At 43.3% G+C, this 15,961-nt stretch carries 16 protein-coding genes, 1 tRNA gene and 1 pseudogene; 7 read left to right on the plus strand and 11 right to left on the minus strand.

Annotated features, from left to right (window positions below; translation table 11 throughout):
- Positions 1 to 606: 606 nt before the first annotated feature.
- Positions 607 to 1,947, minus strand: coding sequence for a helix-turn-helix transcriptional regulator (locus tag I8U27_RS06555; protein WP_181751406.1), 1,341 nt, complete (start codon positions 1,945 to 1,947; stop codon positions 607 to 609).
- A 269-nt stretch (positions 1,948 to 2,216) separates the two neighbouring features.
- Here I8U27_RS06555 and I8U27_RS06560 point away from each other — a divergent pair, with 269 nt between their 5' ends.
- From I8U27_RS06560 to I8U27_RS06585, 6 genes and pseudogenes are all read left to right on the plus strand, one after another.
- Entirely contained in the window at positions 2,217 to 2,402 is a 186-nt protein-coding gene (locus I8U27_RS06560) for a hypothetical protein (RefSeq protein ID WP_181751405.1), read from the plus strand.
- Between the two features lie 81 nt (positions 2,403 to 2,483).
- Positions 2,484 to 2,732, plus strand: coding sequence for a hypothetical protein (locus tag I8U27_RS06565; RefSeq protein ID WP_181751404.1), 249 nt, complete (start codon positions 2,484 to 2,486; stop codon positions 2,730 to 2,732).
- 38 nt (positions 2,733 to 2,770) lie between these two features.
- Complete coding sequence (locus I8U27_RS06570) at positions 2,771 to 3,079, plus strand: hypothetical protein (protein ID WP_181751403.1); 309 nt, start codon at positions 2,771 to 2,773, stop codon at positions 3,077 to 3,079.
- Between the two features lie 246 nt (positions 3,080 to 3,325).
- The gene (locus tag I8U27_RS06575; RefSeq protein WP_181751402.1) at positions 3,326 to 4,051 is read left to right on the plus strand and encodes a GntR family transcriptional regulator; all 726 of its coding nucleotides are present in this window, start codon (positions 3,326 to 3,328) and stop codon (positions 4,049 to 4,051) included.
- A 57-nt stretch (positions 4,052 to 4,108) separates the two neighbouring features.
- Positions 4,109 to 5,266: an SIS domain-containing protein gene (locus I8U27_RS06580; protein ID WP_181751401.1), complete on the plus strand. Its 1,158-nt coding sequence runs from the start codon at positions 4,109 to 4,111 to the stop codon at positions 5,264 to 5,266.
- A gap of 58 nt (positions 5,267 to 5,324) precedes the next feature.
- Positions 5,325 to 5,447: pseudogene (locus I8U27_RS06585) on the plus strand (class II fructose-bisphosphate aldolase); the annotation flags it as partial.
- Between the two features lie 485 nt (positions 5,448 to 5,932).
- Here I8U27_RS06585 and I8U27_RS06590 read toward each other — a convergent pair.
- The 8 genes from I8U27_RS06590 to I8U27_RS06625 form a co-directional block, all read right to left on the minus strand.
- The gene (locus I8U27_RS06590) at positions 5,933 to 6,853 is read right to left on the minus strand and encodes a response regulator (RefSeq protein WP_181751399.1); all 921 of its coding nucleotides are present in this window, start codon (positions 6,851 to 6,853) and stop codon (positions 5,933 to 5,935) included.
- A 4-nt stretch (positions 6,854 to 6,857) separates the two neighbouring features.
- Positions 6,858 to 8,084, minus strand: a complete 1,227-nt coding sequence (locus I8U27_RS06595; protein WP_181751422.1) for a sensor histidine kinase — start codon at positions 8,082 to 8,084, stop codon at positions 6,858 to 6,860.
- Between the two features lie 297 nt (positions 8,085 to 8,381).
- Positions 8,382 to 8,822 carry a Fur family transcriptional regulator gene (locus I8U27_RS06600; RefSeq protein ID WP_181751398.1) on the minus strand — a complete coding sequence of 147 codons (441 nt, stop codon included), beginning with the start codon at positions 8,820 to 8,822 and terminating at the stop codon, positions 8,382 to 8,384.
- Positions 8,823 to 8,921: 99 nt separating this feature from the next.
- Entirely contained in the window at positions 8,922 to 9,767 is an 846-nt protein-coding gene (locus I8U27_RS06605; protein WP_181751397.1) for a metal ABC transporter permease, read from the minus strand.
- A 63-nt stretch (positions 9,768 to 9,830) separates the two neighbouring features.
- Positions 9,831 to 10,586, minus strand: coding sequence for a metal ABC transporter ATP-binding protein (locus I8U27_RS06610; RefSeq protein WP_181751396.1), 756 nt, complete (start codon positions 10,584 to 10,586; stop codon positions 9,831 to 9,833).
- Positions 10,579 to 11,544 (minus strand): metal ABC transporter solute-binding protein, Zn/Mn family, encoded by a 966-nt coding sequence (locus tag I8U27_RS06615; RefSeq protein ID WP_181751395.1) that lies wholly within the window; start codon positions 11,542 to 11,544, stop codon positions 10,579 to 10,581. Before I8U27_RS06615 ends, I8U27_RS06610 begins: the two co-directional genes overlap by 8 nt.
- Positions 11,545 to 11,795: 251 nt before the next feature.
- Positions 11,796 to 13,841: a YhgE/Pip domain-containing protein gene (locus tag I8U27_RS06620; RefSeq protein ID WP_181751394.1), complete on the minus strand. Its 2,046-nt coding sequence runs from the start codon at positions 13,839 to 13,841 to the stop codon at positions 11,796 to 11,798.
- A gap of 100 nt (positions 13,842 to 13,941) precedes the next feature.
- Positions 13,942 to 14,532, minus strand: coding sequence for a TetR/AcrR family transcriptional regulator (locus I8U27_RS06625; protein ID WP_181751393.1), 591 nt, complete (start codon positions 14,530 to 14,532; stop codon positions 13,942 to 13,944).
- Positions 14,533 to 14,808: 276 nt separating this feature from the next.
- Between I8U27_RS06625 and I8U27_RS06630 the strand changes: the two genes are divergently transcribed.
- Complete coding sequence (locus I8U27_RS06630) at positions 14,809 to 15,009, plus strand: hypothetical protein (RefSeq protein WP_181751392.1); 201 nt, start codon at positions 14,809 to 14,811, stop codon at positions 15,007 to 15,009.
- Positions 15,010 to 15,142: 133 nt separating this feature from the next.
- Here I8U27_RS06630 and I8U27_RS06635 read toward each other — a convergent pair.
- Positions 15,143 to 15,219 (minus strand) — tRNA-Arg (locus I8U27_RS06635).
- Positions 15,220 to 15,296: 77 nt separating this feature from the next.
- Complete coding sequence (locus tag I8U27_RS06640; protein WP_374057913.1) at positions 15,297 to 15,704, minus strand: NUDIX hydrolase; 408 nt, start codon at positions 15,702 to 15,704, stop codon at positions 15,297 to 15,299.
- Positions 15,705 to 15,961 lie beyond the last annotated feature (257 nt).

The following is a 15,961-nucleotide window of genomic DNA, read 5'->3' on the forward strand; positions in this document are numbered from 1 at the left end:
GGAACAACCTAGATTTTATGGCTTTTATAGATACTACAGGCACGTTTCATGGGTGATTTTGGTATATTTATTTAATCGCTTAGTTAATAAGAAACTTGGGTTAAACACAAGAAAAGCACCATGGAACCGCTAAGATTCTAGCTTCTCACGCTAATTTTGCAACAACCTCTATAAAAGATAAAAATGCTGTTTTGGCTAAATTGCAAGATATCATCAGGAATATGGAAGATTAACTTCTTGATTACACCTTGAATAGGCACTAGTTACAACTAGGGTAAATAAGAATGAATTACATTGGAAAAAATCCGATTTCATGCACACTCTGTCAATATACAAACTTAAAGCACTTGACAACCTTTTTACGGTGACAAGTGCTTATCTGTTTTCTAATGTTAATTATTCTGCTGCTCATACGAATGAACTCGGAATAAAATAAAGGATACTGGTATTTGGATAAAAGAAAAACCATTTTCCCGTTGTTCCAGTGCTTTCATGCCTGGTTAATTAGCGGGAAAATGGTTTGTTTTTGTTCATAGACATCCTATTTATCGGCGATCTGTCTCGTCTTCGTCACCTAACGAGATAGCATGCAAAGAAAGTTCAAAATCATGCATCAATTGCATAGATATCATCCTCACTATATAACTTTAGTTCTTTCTTTAGATTAAGTAGTTTTACCATGCACTTACTACATTCAGAATCTAGACCCATATTACCAAAACAAGTAGCCAACTGCAATAAGGCGGTGCATTGGCGTCTTTTAAACCCGTTCTTTTCCGCTATTTGTTCAGATTCCTGATAGAAGGGGATTGCTTCCTTAAATTTGTTTTGAGCCGAAAGTATGTCCCCCCTTACGATCAGTACTTTTGAGAGTCGGTAATGGGAATTTCCCTTAGCTATATCTAATGCTTGTTCAATACTCTGTTCAGCATCTTTCCAACATTTTTTATGAGAATGAATAATTGCCAAGTATGTAAGGGCATCGATTAAATTTCTGGGAAAGTGTTGGTCACGGTCGTAATTCGCTACCATGTCGAAACATTGCATTGCTTTTTCTAACTGTGCTTGCAGTAAATAAATACTTCCTAACACATTGATTAAGTCAAGATAGCGATTCTGAACTTGATTTCGTCGGGCTATGTCAATTCCTTCTCTGCATACATCAATTGCTTCTGTGTACATCTTCATTTTCCGCAATATGATGGCACGGAATTTATATATATTTAGAATGGTGAAGATATTCCTGATTTGAGGTATAAATGTCCAAAGTTCATCTAAAATTTGTTTAGCTGCGTCGTATTGATACATATTTAATAAGTAAAGTATTTTATTGCTCATTAAAGGATATTTAATTTCTTTGCCTTCCCTATTTTCATCGCAGGCAGCCAATCCTTTTTCTACATAATCAAGTGCTTTTTCTATTTCGTTTTGGGTATAACTGCAAATACTTAATTCATTATAGCAAATGGATACAATATTACCTCTGTAAAAAAGTTTATATTGATTATGTAATCTAATAGCAAACTCATACTGTTTCTTCGCTTTTTTAAATTGCTTTTTTGCTTGCAAATTCCTTCCTTCAAGATATGTGAAATACGGAGCTAATGGGTGATACCTTTCTAATGAGAGCTGTTTTAACAATTTCTCGGCTTCTTTTGGTTTTCCATGATCAAACATTGACTCAATATATTCCAACTGAAAAGCGAGCGACTCAATCCGTTCCTGTTCTTCAGTAACCAGTGCCTTAAGTTTTTTCTGGGTTAACATTAACTTAGCTAAATACCTTAAAACTATACTTTCATCTACATTATTTACACCCCGCTCAATGTTCGAAATCGTACCGTAAGACATTTTATTGTCCGATAAATCCTCTTGTCGTAAATTTTTCTCCTTCCTGACTCTCCGAATTACATACCGTACAATACTTGGTTCAAGTCCATAATACATTATTTTTCCTCCTATCGCCAAATCAAATTGTATTTTATTTCCATTGTACAATAATTCTGGATAAACTGGTGATCCGAATATATGATTTAAAGAAAAATTTTTTGAAGCAATCCCTTTCTTTCTATTTCTTATGCTATATTCTAGGACCTGATATTAAATACAAACTGACTATTCAATCAAATGATATTAAATTAAATTTGTGTTGAGCCACTATACTGAATTATACTACAATTCACTTGAACACAGGAAATTTCAGGGAGGTGAGAACAATGCTAAGGCTGCCTGTTGGAGGACAGTCAGGAAGGGGAAGCGTGGTAAATGTCCAAATCGGAAACGGTGTGGAGATTGCCATTTCGTTTCTGGACCTGATAAGCGCGGAAATTGAGGAAGGGGTTTACATTTTCGCGGGCCGGGTTTCTGATGATTTTTGCATAAAAAAAGAAGCCGAATGGTGATCGGCTCACAAAAAAAGCAAACGGTGATTTCATTATAACACAAGTGCAGAGTGGTGACTTTCCACAGAAAGGAAAAAAGTGATGCCGAAAAAAGAAACGGTCCATTATGTTTCTGACATTCAGGCAGTCAGTTACATTGTCTATGTTTTGGCAAAGCTGGGCTATTCGAGGAGTCAAATTACGGTGGTAACCAGGGAGCTACAAAAAATGTTTGATTTGCGGTGCACTTCCCGTACATTTGACAACAGTTTAATCAAGGGCCGGGCGGAACGAAAAAAATGGCTGCCGACGATTCGTTCAGATCAGACAAGTCCTGACGATCAGGACTAGAGATGGATAGGAGCCGGAGAGGAAACGGGAGGTTTTAGATGGTGAAGCTAAAAAAGTATCGTTTGCTCCTTCAGATTGGAAAGATGATTTCTCTGGGTTCGTTTTTAACGCGAAAGGAAGCCGAGCGGAAACGGGAAGAAGAGGAGCCGTGGTATAAACGACAAGCGGAGTTACACCCTGCCTTATCTTATGAAATATGGATCGAGGAGTCTGATTTAAAACGGAAAGACACGATTTGTTACAAGGGATTCACATACAAAGTAGCCGAAATCGGTGACGTCATTGTTTTGCGCGGCGTTTTCAAATCGGCAAAGATACAGGTCAAAGACTTATTAAAAGTACGTTGATCCATGTCCCGCCTGATGTATTTGGATGCTTCGGGCGGGACGTTTCTATCATGGGGGATTTATGCTGGCGGAACCGCACTAACCCAAGTATTGATGTATTTGAAGTTCCGCCATTACCGGAATAGGATATTGCGAACTTTCCCAAATGTACTTATCACAAAAAACATTTACATTTTTCATTATGATCGTTAAACTGATAATGACGGGATATCCACTCAAAGATGATGGAAAATGTGAAGGTGCACAATGAAAAAAATTGACAAAAGCAGCCGTATTCCACTTTATATTCAGTTAATGGACATTTTGCTTGATGAAATTGAAAACGAACTGAACGAAAATGATCAGCTGATGTCTGAACGGGAAATCTGCCAAAAGTATGACGTTTCCCGAACGACCGTCCGGCAGGCGGTCACTGAATTGGAGCGCGAGGGTTATATTTACAAAGCGCATGGAAAAGGAACCTTTGTCGCTCCCAAAAAGATGCATCAAGACTTAATCCGCTTTTACTCATTCACCGAAGAAATGAAGAAACTGGGCAAAACGCCGTCCTCCCGGGTGTTATCATTTGACATCGTTGCAGCCGGGCAAAAGATTGGACGTAAGCTGGGGATTTCGGAGAATGAAAAGGTGTACAAATTTTCACGGCTCCGTTTGGCGGATGGGGTTCCGATGATGCTTGAAACAACATATGTTCCGTATGAGATCTTTCCGGACATGACCAGAGAAGATCTGGAAACAACTGCTTTGTATGAACTTTTTACAACACGGTTTCAAAGCAAAATATCGATGGCGGAAGAATTTTTCCAACCACTGGTCACAAGGGCGCATGAAGCTGAATTGCTGGATATGCCTGTTTCGGTCCCGTCGTTAAAAATTGAGCGGTTTACATATGAGAACGACAGAATCATCGAGTATACCAATACGATTGCCCGCGGCGATAAATTTAAATATCGCGTACGCCTGGAAAACTGATATTACGTATGGTTCAACTGGTAATGACGTGATGATATCATAAAGGAGAGAATTTCTATGGATCAATTAAATACAGACGGCAACCGGCATACGATGAAGGAAATTTTCCAGCAGCCAAAGCTCTGGCGGGAAACCGTCAACATGATTGAGCAACAAAAAGAAGAGATTCAAGCCTTTCTCCATGATCCGCTCATCAGGAAAAAGGCCCGGGTGCTTTTTACCGGAGCGGGTACATCCGCTTATGTGGGGGATACCGTCACCCCCTGTGTCAGCCGGAAAATCCCCAACCGAACAGAGTCGATTCCGACAACGGACATTGTGGCAAACCCCATGGATTATCTGCATGAACATATCCCCACCATCCTGGTTTCTTTTGCCAGAAGCGGAAACAGCCCCGAGTCTGTCGGTGCCTATGATCTGGCAGAGCAAATCGTCAAAGATATTTATCAAATCGTGATCACATGCAACCGTGAGGGAAGTCTCGCGAAAAAAGCCTCGTCCAACAGCAATAGCCTGGTGATTTATATGCCGGAGGAATCAAACGATCTGGGCTTTGCGATGACCAGTTCATTTAGCTGCATGTATCTGGCGGCACTTCTGCTGTTTGACCTGGACGATTTAGAAGCGGCGAAGAAAAAAGCTGCACAAATCGCCAACCATGCACAGCGAATTTTAAATGAGCAGCTGAAGGAAGTGCAGGAGCTTGTCAGTTTAAATAAGAAAAGGGTTGTCTACCTGGGGTCTTCCACGTTAAAAGGGCTGGCCAAAGAGACTTGCTTGAAAAATTTGGAGCTGACTTCCGGAATCATTCCGACATTCTGGGAATCGATTTTAGGGTTTCGCCATGGTCCCAAGTCGTTGATTGATGATGAAACGTTAATCTTTGTGTTTTTGTCCAACGACCCCTATACACGCCGGTACGATCTTGATTTATTGCGGGAATTACACAGCGACGGCGGAAACAAAACGATTGTCGCTATCACTTACGGGGATGAGCCGGAATTGTATGAATGGTGCGGGAAAGTGCTGGTGGTTTCAGAGACGGAACATTCCGGTTTGGAGGATCATTTTATTGCGTTGGATTATTTGTTATACGGACAGTTATTTGCAATGTTCAATTCCCTCTCTCTTGGAATCGACCCGGACAATCCGTCTCCAAGCGGGACTGTGAACCGTGTGGTTAAAGGTGTTCATATTCATCCTTTTGCAAATTAAGAGAGGGGGAACCGGAACATGGAGTTTGTAAAAGAGTCAAAAATCGTCTACACGCGAAATGTTAGCCCGCGCGCAAAGAGAGCAATATGCCATTCCCGCTTTTAATATCCATAACCTTGAAACCATTCAGGCAATCGTTGAAACAGCCGCTGACATTCGGTCACCCGTCATCTTAGCCGCAAAGCAATGGCAAGGCATAAGGCCAAACAGCATTCCTGCCTAATATGTAAACAAGTGCGGCATCCCCCCTGCAAGCAGCCCGGATTTTTCCGGCTATGCTGTTTCCCATCTAAGGATGGTATACTGAAGTCCATTCTTCATGCAGGCTTGCAGGGTTGAGTCGCACTTATTATTATGAATGGCATACAAATTGCATCATCTGCACGAGCATAAAGATTGATACAACCATCATCGCCAGCAAAACTCCAATCACAACTTGAACGGCCAAACCAAATTTTCTCATTGTTTCAGCCCCCTTAAACGCAAACTCTCCATCCCTTTTTTTAGAGAAGAAGATTGATTTTATTTTATAGTTCAACCTATAAAAACCTACATAAATATACATTTTGATCCTTTTTTTTCACAAAAAAATTGTTCCAGATTATATAAACAGATCCGGCAAATGAAAATCCCTTTACAAGTCCCCTGTATATGGAGCCGCCTCCGCTATTCCTGTTCGTTTAACCGTTTTGACTCCAGATAAAAAGCCTGGATAAACTTTTTGGTATGGAGACGAATGGGTGATTGAACAGACTTGGTCCCATTCTCCAATTCAAGCATCTTTTTCCTGATTTCTGTAAAATCAAAAAACTTGGGAGCATAGTTTTCAAATGTCGGATTGGAATAATCAGTAAGACCGATGGAAGCCAGGTGATTTAAAGATTGAATCACAGCCCTGCGGACCCGTTGTTCGGAAGCCTTGATCTCCCTGTTTAATTCTGCTGTATTCGCCGACCTCCCCAGTTTTCTCCCCGCTATAGTTAAAAAGATATCTTTCAGCGAAGGAAACTCGTGTCCAAGGGGCTTCTTTTTTTCATACTGATAGAGAAACAAAAGGATTTCCAGTAAATCTTTGCTCCCGGTTTCACTCAGGATTCCCAATTCCGATAAAACCAGCTTTCCGGAGGTCAGTATATTTTTCTCTGTACATGTCGCTTGTTGTTCGGCTGGATTTCCCGTCAGGGCGTTCAATGACCTCTGAATGTCACGGATCGATTTTTCCAGGCGCATCCGTTCCGCTACTCGTTGAATGACTCCCCGCACTTCAAGGCGGTTGATCGGCTTGGTAATATAATACTCAATTCCCAGCGAATATGCTTCACCAACCATATTTTTGGATTCAACCTGGGAAATCATAATGATTTTTCCGGCAAAAGAACCCAATAGCCGCACGGTTTCAATGCCATCCTGTACCGGCATCATTAAATCGATGAACAGAATATCCACTTTTCTGCCATTCAGCAGGTAAGCATCAACCAAAGAGCCATCTTCAGCTTCCCCCACTACTTCCCCAAGGTCATCATCCTCAATGATTTGCGCCAACATCGAACGAATCGCTTCATCATCATCAATGATAAAAAAACGCATCGCCTCATCCTTTCTCCACAAGACTTTCGGCCGGCAATCGGATCACAAAAACGGTTTCAGGATTGACTGTCCGGCTCTGTACGGAGACCGTGCCGTTTAATTGTTCAACCATTTCCTTCACATAAGAAAGACCGATCCCTGTGGACTGTTTGCCGGAAAGGTCATATTTTGTGGTAAATCCGGGTTTAAAAATAAGTTCCTGATTTTTTTCCGGGATTCCGGGGCCATCATCGCTGACACGGAATTCAAGCCATTCTCCATCCTTACAAATATCGATTTCAACCTTCCCTTTCTCCCGGATCGACTCTACGGCATTTGACACCAGATTATTCATCAGCGATAAAGTGGAATAAATATGATAAGGTGGATGATAGCCTTCAATATAGAGCGAAAATTGAATATTTTTATCCAATAAACGAGCGTACTTTTGATTGGTTCGGATCACAATGCCGCCCAGATCCCTGATGCTCATATAATCGGTTAAGCTTTGTCTGGAAATCAGCCTGGAAAGCCCTGCATAAATTCTTTGATTATCTTTTTTTATTTCATGTACCTGCCCGGCAATCCGCAAGGCAGTTTGTGTGTATTCTCCAATCCCGTCGAGGGGTTTGTGGTGTTTTAGATTCCTGTATAAATCATAGCAATCTCTGGTAATCTCTTCAGCATTTTGCAATGATTTCCGCAATTGAATGGTTTCTTCAAACAAATTGGAAATAAGCATCATCTTTTGTTCATTTTCCTCTTTTTCCTGGCGAAGCTTAATCAGGTTAAAAAAGCCGAGAACCAAAAAGCTGCGAACAACGGCAATAACAATGATTTTACCGATAATCGATAAAGTGATGGTTTTCTCTATGATAGAATATCGGGTAAGCAGTTCCGCAAAACTGGCTCCCGCTTCCACCAATACTCCCAAAAGTCCCACGACCAGCGGCCGATGATGAAAATGGTTGATTTTTGCGAAGTAGAAGAGACAACCATAAATAAAATAATACAAAAAAGAAGGAAAATAAATGTTAAAAGAAGCTCCCCATTCAATTCCCCCATTCCACAACTCCAGAGCCATGCGAAACGCCACCACACATACGCCGATCACAAATCCTGAGAAGATGGGAGATATTTTTCTGATCCATAATAAGAAAAAGAAAAAAACGGGGATGCTGAAACTAACGCGATAATCATCGTTAAAAGGGTTAAGTTTCAATTCACCGGCTAAGGGCACAGTAATGACCATCAATACAAAAATCAGTATATTTTTTTTAATGAACAGCACTTCCCCCCATTTTCCCTAAATAATGATTATTTAAGAGGTACTATTTATTATACATAATTTTCTAATTATTTTACAGTTCGTTTTAACTGATTCTAACGCTTCGCATGATGTTAACTGATGAGATGTAACACAAACTCCCCGCTGGCTTTATAGCGGGGTTTTGTTGGCAAAAGCGGCTGTTCCGGATAAAAAAACAGCGGGCAGGAACCGATTCTCCTGCCCTGTCTGTCAGTTGCATTCTTTTATGGATCGTTTGTATCAATGGGAGTCTGTCAGTGATGGTTTTTCATCCACACAATCGGTGCATCTTCCGTAGATCTCAAATTTATGCCCGGTGATCTCAAAATTATCCGGTTCCCCCAGGATCGCATTCATCGGGCAGACGTGAATGGTGCGGGTTCGCCCGCATTCCGTACAGATTAAGTGATGATGGTGAGAGTCCCCGTCACATCTGAGACGGTAACGCCTCTCTCCATCCCACTCCGTCTCTTCAATAATCCCCAACTCTTCAAACAGGGATAAATTTCGATAAATGGTATCAAAGCTGAGGCCGGGGTAATCATTTTGCATGTAGTCCAAAATCTCTTTGGCTGTCAGGTAACGGCCCTGCTTCTGAAAAATGTGAACCATTAACTCACGTTTTCCGGTATATTTGTATCCATTTTTCTTCAGCAAGTCCAACGCTTGTTTCAAATTCATAGAACTCGCTCCCAAACAAGGTAAATCGTTGTTTTATCGACTTTGGCCTTTAAACAATGTTCACTGATCTATAAGCTTATTCTATCTTACTTCTCCTATTTAGGCACTCCTCAGCAGGAAATAAATTCGTTTGATCACCAGCACCAGAAGCAAAATCAGGATTGAGACAAGTACAATGGTTCCCCCGGAGGCCCAATCCAGATAGTAAGCAGCAAATAAGCCGCTCAGAACCGCAAGTTGCGAAAAGATAACCGACCAGACAATCGTTTGCCGAAAACTGTTGGTAAATTGCAGGCTGGCTGCAACCGGAACTGTCATTAAAGCAGAAACGAGCAAAATTCCTACTACCCGGATCGCCGCTGAAATGACCAGAGCTACAATCACGATAAAGAGTAAATTAACTGTTCGGCGGGGAACTCCGGTTAAGATTGCATTTTCCTCATCAAAAGAGAGAGCAAACAGCTCTTTGTAAAAAGCAAAGAAAAAGAGAAGCACAATCACCCCGATCACTGCAATGGTGATTAACTCTTCTTTGCCAACCGCTAAAATGCTGCCAAATAAGTACCCGGCAATATCCACATTAAAGCCGTCCGCCGCACTGATCAGTACGACACCCAGACCGATCCCTCCGGACAGCATGATGGGAATGGCCAATTCCTGATAAGAATGGTACAGCCGCCGAATCTGTTCAACAAACAATGACCCCAGAACGGAAAACCCGATCCCCATATAGAGAGGATTCACTGGCTGGAACCAGGCAACCTCCTTTTGCAATAGCAGCCCGGCCGCTACTCCGGACAATGTAACATGGGATAGTGCTTCGGCAATGAGCGATAAACGCCTCACTACCAGATAGACACCGACCAGGGGAGAGATCAGTCCGATTATCATGCCCGCAATCAGGGCATGTTGCATCCAATCATAGCGAAATAAAATTTCAAGCATAGTCCCCAGAGCACCCCTGTCAGGCGCATACCTCCTCTTCCTAAAACTCCGGACAAGAAATGGTCAATGATGGTGCTCCATCACTTGAACTTCATACCCGTAAGCGGCAGATAAAATCTCTTGTTGACGTTCAACAAAATCACGCGGATTTCCATGGAAAAACAGACGTTTATTTAAACAGGCGACCCGGTCCACATAAGTGGAGACCACACCGATATCATGAGTGACAAGGATCAGGGACAATCTCCGGTCACGGTGGAGACGGGCCAGCATTTCATAAAATTGCTCCGCTGATTTGGCGTCAATTCCCACTGTCGGTTCATCCAGAATCAATAAATCCGGATCACTGACCAAGGATCTTGCTATAAATGCGCGCTGTTGCTGACCACCGGAAAGCTTGCCAATATTTCTTTTCACAAGCGGGGTTAAACCAACCTGGTCAATCGCTTGATCGATACGTTCCCAGTCCGTTTTTTTCATACGCCGGAAAAGCCCCAGCTTCCCCACCAGTCCAGATGCGACAACCTCCCGGACAGTGGCGGGAAATCCACGGTTAAAACTGTTGGATTTCTGGGAAACATAGCCGATGCGAGAGCGGTCTTTGATTTGCCGGACCGGCTGGCCGAACACTTTGATCTCCCCCTGCCGCGGGCGCAGCAACCCCAGGATCAACTTCATCAGGGTTGATTTCCCCGATCCGTTTGGCCCGATAATCCCGAGAAATTCCCCTTCCATTAATGTAAGATTGACGTCGTCCAGCACTTTCTGATGTTCATAGGAGAAATGGACATGTTTCATTTGAATGATCTGTTTACTCATTGGCAGCACCCAGAGCCCTGGCTAAATGGGCTTTATTTTTTCTCATAACTGAGAAGTAATCGTCCCCCCGGTCCAGTTCCTCCTTTGTTAAACCTTCCAGTGGATTTAAAGTCAGCGCTTCTGCTTTTACTTCTTTTTTCACAACTTCGGCAACCTTACCGCTCACCAGTGTTTCAAACAGGATCACCTTTACATCGTGTTTGCGGACCGTCTCAATGATTTCCTGCAACTCTCTGGGGCTTGGCTCATCGGAGGGAGTGATGCCTGAAACGGCAATTTGCTGCAATCCGTAACGTTTTGCCAGATAGCCAAAAGCGGCATGGGAGACAACAAATTCCTTACGCGGAGCTTTCTTTACCATTTCCATATACTCCTGATCCAACTGGTCAAACTGATCCGCCAGGACAGAATAGTTTTTTTCATAATCAGCTTTGTGTGTCGGATCAGCCTTGATCAGGGCATCACGGATTTTTAATGCCTCCTGCTTGGCGAGAGTGGGGTCCATCCACACATGGGGATCAAAGTTTCCCCGATCATGGGGATGTTTACCTTTTTCATGGCTGTGATCATGTTCCTGTCCGGTAACCGGGATCAGATCCATTTTTTCCGTACTGTTCACGATCACCGTTTGATCCTGATCCAGGGATTGGACAGCTTTTTCAACCCAGGGCTCAAATCCCGCACCGTTATAGATAAATACATCAGCCTCACTCAGATTTGCCATATCCCGCGCGGAGAGCTCAAAATCATGGGATTCTGTGCCGGGCGGAACCAAATTGGTGACCTGCACATGATTGCCGCCGATTTTTTTGGCGAAGTCCTCCAGCGGATAAAGACTGGTATATATCTGAAGCTTACTGTCATCTTTTTTGGTTGCGGTAGTGGAAGAACCACAGCCGGCCAATGCCGTCACCGCGAGCAGCATTACAGCGACCCATCCAACAATTCGTTTGCTCATCTCTATAACACTCCTAAATGAAAACATTCCGTTTTATCTTTAACTCTATTACATTATATCCTGGTTTTATTTGATTGTAAATCGTAAATATTACGTTTTGGCATTTATTAATTCAATTTCTATGCCAACAGTATATCCTTCCATTAAGATAAAAAAGCGATACCCTGGCTTCCCATGAAGGAGTATCGCTTTTCTTTTATATTTTTGTGTGTTCCGATTCTAAGCAGCGGAATCAATGAGGCTTGATTGCATCATACTGCTATTCTTCTTTTTAAGCCTGGAATCACCGCTCTTTTGATCCAGGGTTTTACCCATCTGAGATAAATTTGGGTCACCATATAAGCACCGCTCATAAATGCGAGCAGAATGCAGCTATCCTGGAATACAGCATGTATATTTCCGCTCGACAGAGCCGCTCTTAAGCCGTGGATCGAATAGGTCATCGGCATATAGGCGTGCAGGCCCTGAAAGAAATCCGGCAGGAGCGGGAGAGGATAGGTACCCGCACTGGACGTAAGCTGAAACATGAGAAAAATAATAGCCAAAAATCGGCCCACATTTTTCATCAGTGCAACCAGCATCCGGTTAAGAGAGATAAAAGTGAGAGACATAACAATCGTAAACAGGAAAAATTGGGTTGGCAATTCAGGCTTAATACCAAGGCCCCAGATGATGGCGGAAGAACAGATCACCGCCTGGGCAGCCCCGATGATGGCACCTGACGCCAGAGAGAGCGGCTCTCCTCCCGGTTTATCCAACACCCGGTACAGATCAATCACCGTAAATAAAAACATCGCTCCTACCCATAAAGATAAGGAAAGAAAATAGGGTGCAAATCCGGTGGCATAATTGGGTACCGGATGGAGCGATTCTTCCTGTACATTTACCGGGTCTGCAATCATATTTTCCTTTTCTTTGGCAGATGTTAAATTTTTATTTGCAGCATTGACCCCGTCATGGAGCCCGTTCGCCAGCTGATATTGTCCCGATGCAATGTTCCCCAGTCCTTTTTGCAGCTGTATGGCTCCTGTTTCCAATTGATTCAAGCCATCGATCAGGCGGCTTTGTCCCGCTTCCAGCCGCTGTGCACCTTGCAGCAACTGCCCGGTGCCGGTTACCAATTGATCGAGCTTATCGATGCTTGCAATCGCCCGGTCCAGATCATCCGTCAGCTTTTGTGAACGAGCGGCGATCTGTGCCAGTTCGTCCGGGCTCAGGTCGGAAGGAAGGCTATTCTCTTTTTGTTTCATCTCACTGAGCTGATTTTGCAAACGTTGATGCTGCTTTGCCTCTGTGGACAATGCCAGTTTTAATTGCTTGGCATGCGGGTCTGCGGCCAACTCGGGGTGATCCTTGATCAGCTCCTGCAACAATTTCCCGGATTGGTCATTGTTCCCGTTTATCTGGCTGATTGTCTCTTCCATCGCGTAAATCCGGGAATCTTGCCCGGGCCATTTTCCCGTTTTGGCGATGATCTGTATTTGCTCATTTAACTGATGGATCATGGTTTGCACTTTTTTGATCTGTTCCCGATGCCCTGCGATCTCGCCTTTGGTCTTTACCAGCTCCCGGTTCATCGCAGCCAGATGCCGGCTCAATTGATGAGTTCCTGTGTAAAGCCGGTCAGCCCCGGATTGCAATTGATGAATCCCGCTTTTGATCTCTCTGCTTCCTTGCTCCGCTTTTTTGACAGAGTCAGCCAGTGTGGCGGCTCCGTCGGCGGCCCTGGCTAAATCTTCGGCCGATTTCTTAAGTTTATTAAAAATCTCTGCAATGTAAACATGAGTCAATTTCTCTTCCAATGTGTTTTCCAATTCCCGGATGACTGATTGACCGATTCGCCCGGAAAGGTAATTATTGCTCTCATCATAGTAATACTGAAGCTGTCCTTTCAAAGGGGCGGGACTGTCTGCAGAAGCCGCTCTTTGTGAAAAATCCCGCGGAATCACAACGGCTATATAGTACTCTCCCTCTTTCAGGCCTTTTTTCATCTGAGTGCGCGGGATAAACTCCCATTTCAGTTTGGAATCTTTCTCTAATTCCTGAACCAGCTCTTTACCGGCATTGATCTGCTTTCCGTCTTTTACCGCCCCATGATCCTCATTAACAATTGCCACCGGCAAGTATTTCATATTTTCATACGGATCAAAAAAGGCCCAAAGGTAAATAAAGCTGTAAACCAGGGGGATTGCAAGCACCCCGAGCAATCCCAAGCGCATGGACCGGCTTGCCCACAAATGTTGCAAATCGGTTAAGCCCGTAGAAAACCCGGATGATTTCACTTTTTCCCTCATCATGTACACACCTCCATCCAGGAAATTCTAAACTGACCGGTCAGTACAATTGACATTATACTACTCCTAATTGTGATTTCAAGGGATTTTGTATCAAACTTGTTTATTTTATCAGCGGATGAAATACGAGTTGCTGCACACTCTCAATCATGGTAGGGGCGGTTGCTTCAATTTCCTCGCTCTGGTTCTCTTCCAGGCTGTAGATTTTTTGTAATACAACCACACTGGCCGCACCAAAAATAGCACTGGCCATTTCACGGGGATGAGCCATTTGAAACTCGCCCTGTTCGATTCCCTGTTGCAAAACGCTTTCAATCAAATTCAAATACTCGCGAATCTTAGTCCGAAATTGCCGCTGCCGTTCTTTCGTGCCAAACGCCTCATTGAGCAGAAGTTTGGCCAGCTTTCCGTTTTTAACAAAAAAAAGAATATGAGCATGAAGAAGGGCCTCCAGTTGCTCAGATGGTGATTTTTTTAAAGCAATCCCTCGCCGTACGCAATCAGATAGCTTTTCCATCCCTTCATTCATCAAGCCAACAAAAAGCTCTTCTTTACTCTTAAAATGGTAATAGATCGTACCTTTGGCCACCCCGGCAGCCTGGGCGATCTCATCCATCTTTGCCTGGTCAAACCCGCTCTCCGCAAACACTTCCACTGCTGCCTGAAAGATAACCTCTACCTTCTCGTGACGCATATTCCTTGATCCTCCAATGATTCCATCTATTTTCACCGTGTTGCTTCGTATGTTTAAAACTCTGTATTTATCATTTTACAGTATTTTTGCCTCATTTGCTGAGCCAAAGAAAAACAGGCTTGTCTTAACATAACCAGCTGGTATTCCCTCTCCCCCAGGTGAGGATCTCCTCCCTGTTTTCATTCTTTCACAGAAATCCCTCATAACCTGGGAGACACAACCTTGGCATGAAAGTTTTAATCATGCCGGGGAGGCAGGTTTTCTGGGGAGCGATTTTTGGCTGCCGACCCAGCGGAAAAGACGGAACAAGGGAAAAAGCGAGGCAATTCTACATTGAATTCGCTGATGATCAGCGGAATTCAATATCCCCGGGAAATAGACAGAGTTCTCAAACACTGCGGAGTCATGCTGCTGGGCTGCCGTGAAGTAGAAGAGGAAAGCCCGTTTTGTCCTTGTATTGGCCTTTTCGACGCATAAATAAAAGACGCCCTCCATTCGTAACATCAGAAGGCGTCTGAGGATCGCACTGTGATTTTCCGATTGAAACCAATGTGTTCAAAAAGCCTTTCGCGAAGCACAATGTAATGAACACAAGGCAACTTTCAACTTTTGGCGCGCCCGAGAGGACTCGAACCTCTGACACATGGTTTAGGAAACCATTGCTCTATCCTGCTGAGCTACGGGCGCAGATAAAACAATTTACCACTATAGTTTAACTTTTTCTCAGCATAAACGCAACACCTGCTGGCGATTTGCCCTTTTATTTATTCAATGTGATAGGGAGCAGAATTCTTTAACAAACTCCTTATACCATGGTAATAAGGCATTAACCGGTCGGCTTCATCAATGGATTTCCATTCAACGCACTGAATTTCTGAATCATCTGTTTGCATCCGGCCCCCGACAATCTCGGCGCGAAATGTAATAAACAGGGCGTGATCCCTGACAAACTTCTCGGAAATATGAACAATTTCCCCGATCTTAATATCGAAGCCCGTCTCTTCCATGGCCTCACGAACAGCCGCTTGCCCGAGTGTTTCGCCATCTTCCCTTTTTCCGCCGGGAAGGCTCCAGGCTGTTTTATTTAAGACCATCAACACTTTTTCCTTTTCCTTATCAACCACTAAGGTATATACGACGTCTACACGTGCCAATTGAGAGACACCTGACATCAGTAGTCCTCCTCTTATCATTTTTCTGTCTATACCAGGCCATGCCTTCCCATTTTGAGCGAAATAGATCTATGAATCTCTAAGACAGAATGGTTTATAGGTTTAGATAAATTCATAATGGTATTATACAATATTTTGGTCACAAATATGGAAAGTCGACTCCCTGTTATCCCCAACAATTAATCAGTCTGGTTGAATTAGCTTTAAATTGTGTCCAAATATTGAAAAGAAATTTTTCTGGACTCAAAAAGTCCCAT

This window comes from Paenactinomyces guangxiensis, assembly GCF_016055185.1.
GTDB lineage: Bacteria > Bacillota > Bacilli > Thermoactinomycetales > Thermoactinomycetaceae > Paenactinomyces > Paenactinomyces guangxiensis.

What these genes read in the sequence shown, in the direction of transcription:
- I8U27_RS06555 (WP_181751406.1), bottom strand. Translation starts at nt 1,947, where the DNA reads ATGTATTATGGACTTGAACCAAGTATTGTACGGTATGTAATTCGGAGA.
- I8U27_RS06560 (WP_181751405.1), top strand. Translation starts at nt 2,217, where the DNA reads ATGCTAAGGCTGCCTGTTGGAGGACAGTCAGGAAGGGGAAGCGTGGTA.
- I8U27_RS06565 (WP_181751404.1), top strand. Translation starts at nt 2,484, where the DNA reads ATGCCGAAAAAAGAAACGGTCCATTATGTTTCTGACATTCAGGCAGTC.
- I8U27_RS06570 (WP_181751403.1), top strand. Translation starts at nt 2,771, where the DNA reads ATGGTGAAGCTAAAAAAGTATCGTTTGCTCCTTCAGATTGGAAAGATG.
- I8U27_RS06575 (WP_181751402.1), top strand. Translation starts at nt 3,326, where the DNA reads ATGAAAAAAATTGACAAAAGCAGCCGTATTCCACTTTATATTCAGTTA.
- I8U27_RS06580 (WP_181751401.1), top strand. Translation starts at nt 4,109, where the DNA reads ATGGATCAATTAAATACAGACGGCAACCGGCATACGATGAAGGAAATT.
- I8U27_RS06590 (WP_181751399.1), bottom strand. Translation starts at nt 6,853, where the DNA reads ATGCGTTTTTTTATCATTGATGATGATGAAGCGATTCGTTCGATGTTG.
- I8U27_RS06595 (WP_181751422.1), bottom strand. Translation starts at nt 8,084, where the DNA reads ATGGTCATTACTGTGCCCTTAGCCGGTGAATTGAAACTTAACCCTTTT.
- I8U27_RS06600 (WP_181751398.1), bottom strand. Translation starts at nt 8,822, where the DNA reads ATGAATTTGAAACAAGCGTTGGACTTGCTGAAGAAAAATGGATACAAA.
- I8U27_RS06605 (WP_181751397.1), bottom strand. Translation starts at nt 9,767, where the DNA reads ATGCTTGAAATTTTATTTCGCTATGATTGGATGCAACATGCCCTGATT.
- I8U27_RS06610 (WP_181751396.1), bottom strand. Translation starts at nt 10,586, where the DNA reads ATGAGTAAACAGATCATTCAAATGAAACATGTCCATTTCTCCTATGAA.
- I8U27_RS06615 (WP_181751395.1), bottom strand. Translation starts at nt 11,544, where the DNA reads ATGAGCAAACGAATTGTTGGATGGGTCGCTGTAATGCTGCTCGCGGTG.
- I8U27_RS06620 (WP_181751394.1), bottom strand. Translation starts at nt 13,841, where the DNA reads ATGATGAGGGAAAAAGTGAAATCATCCGGGTTTTCTACGGGCTTAACC.
- I8U27_RS06625 (WP_181751393.1), bottom strand. Translation starts at nt 14,532, where the DNA reads ATGCGTCACGAGAAGGTAGAGGTTATCTTTCAGGCAGCAGTGGAAGTG.
- I8U27_RS06640 (WP_374057913.1), bottom strand. Translation starts at nt 15,704, where the DNA reads ATGTCAGGTGTCTCTCAATTGGCACGTGTAGACGTCGTATATACCTTA.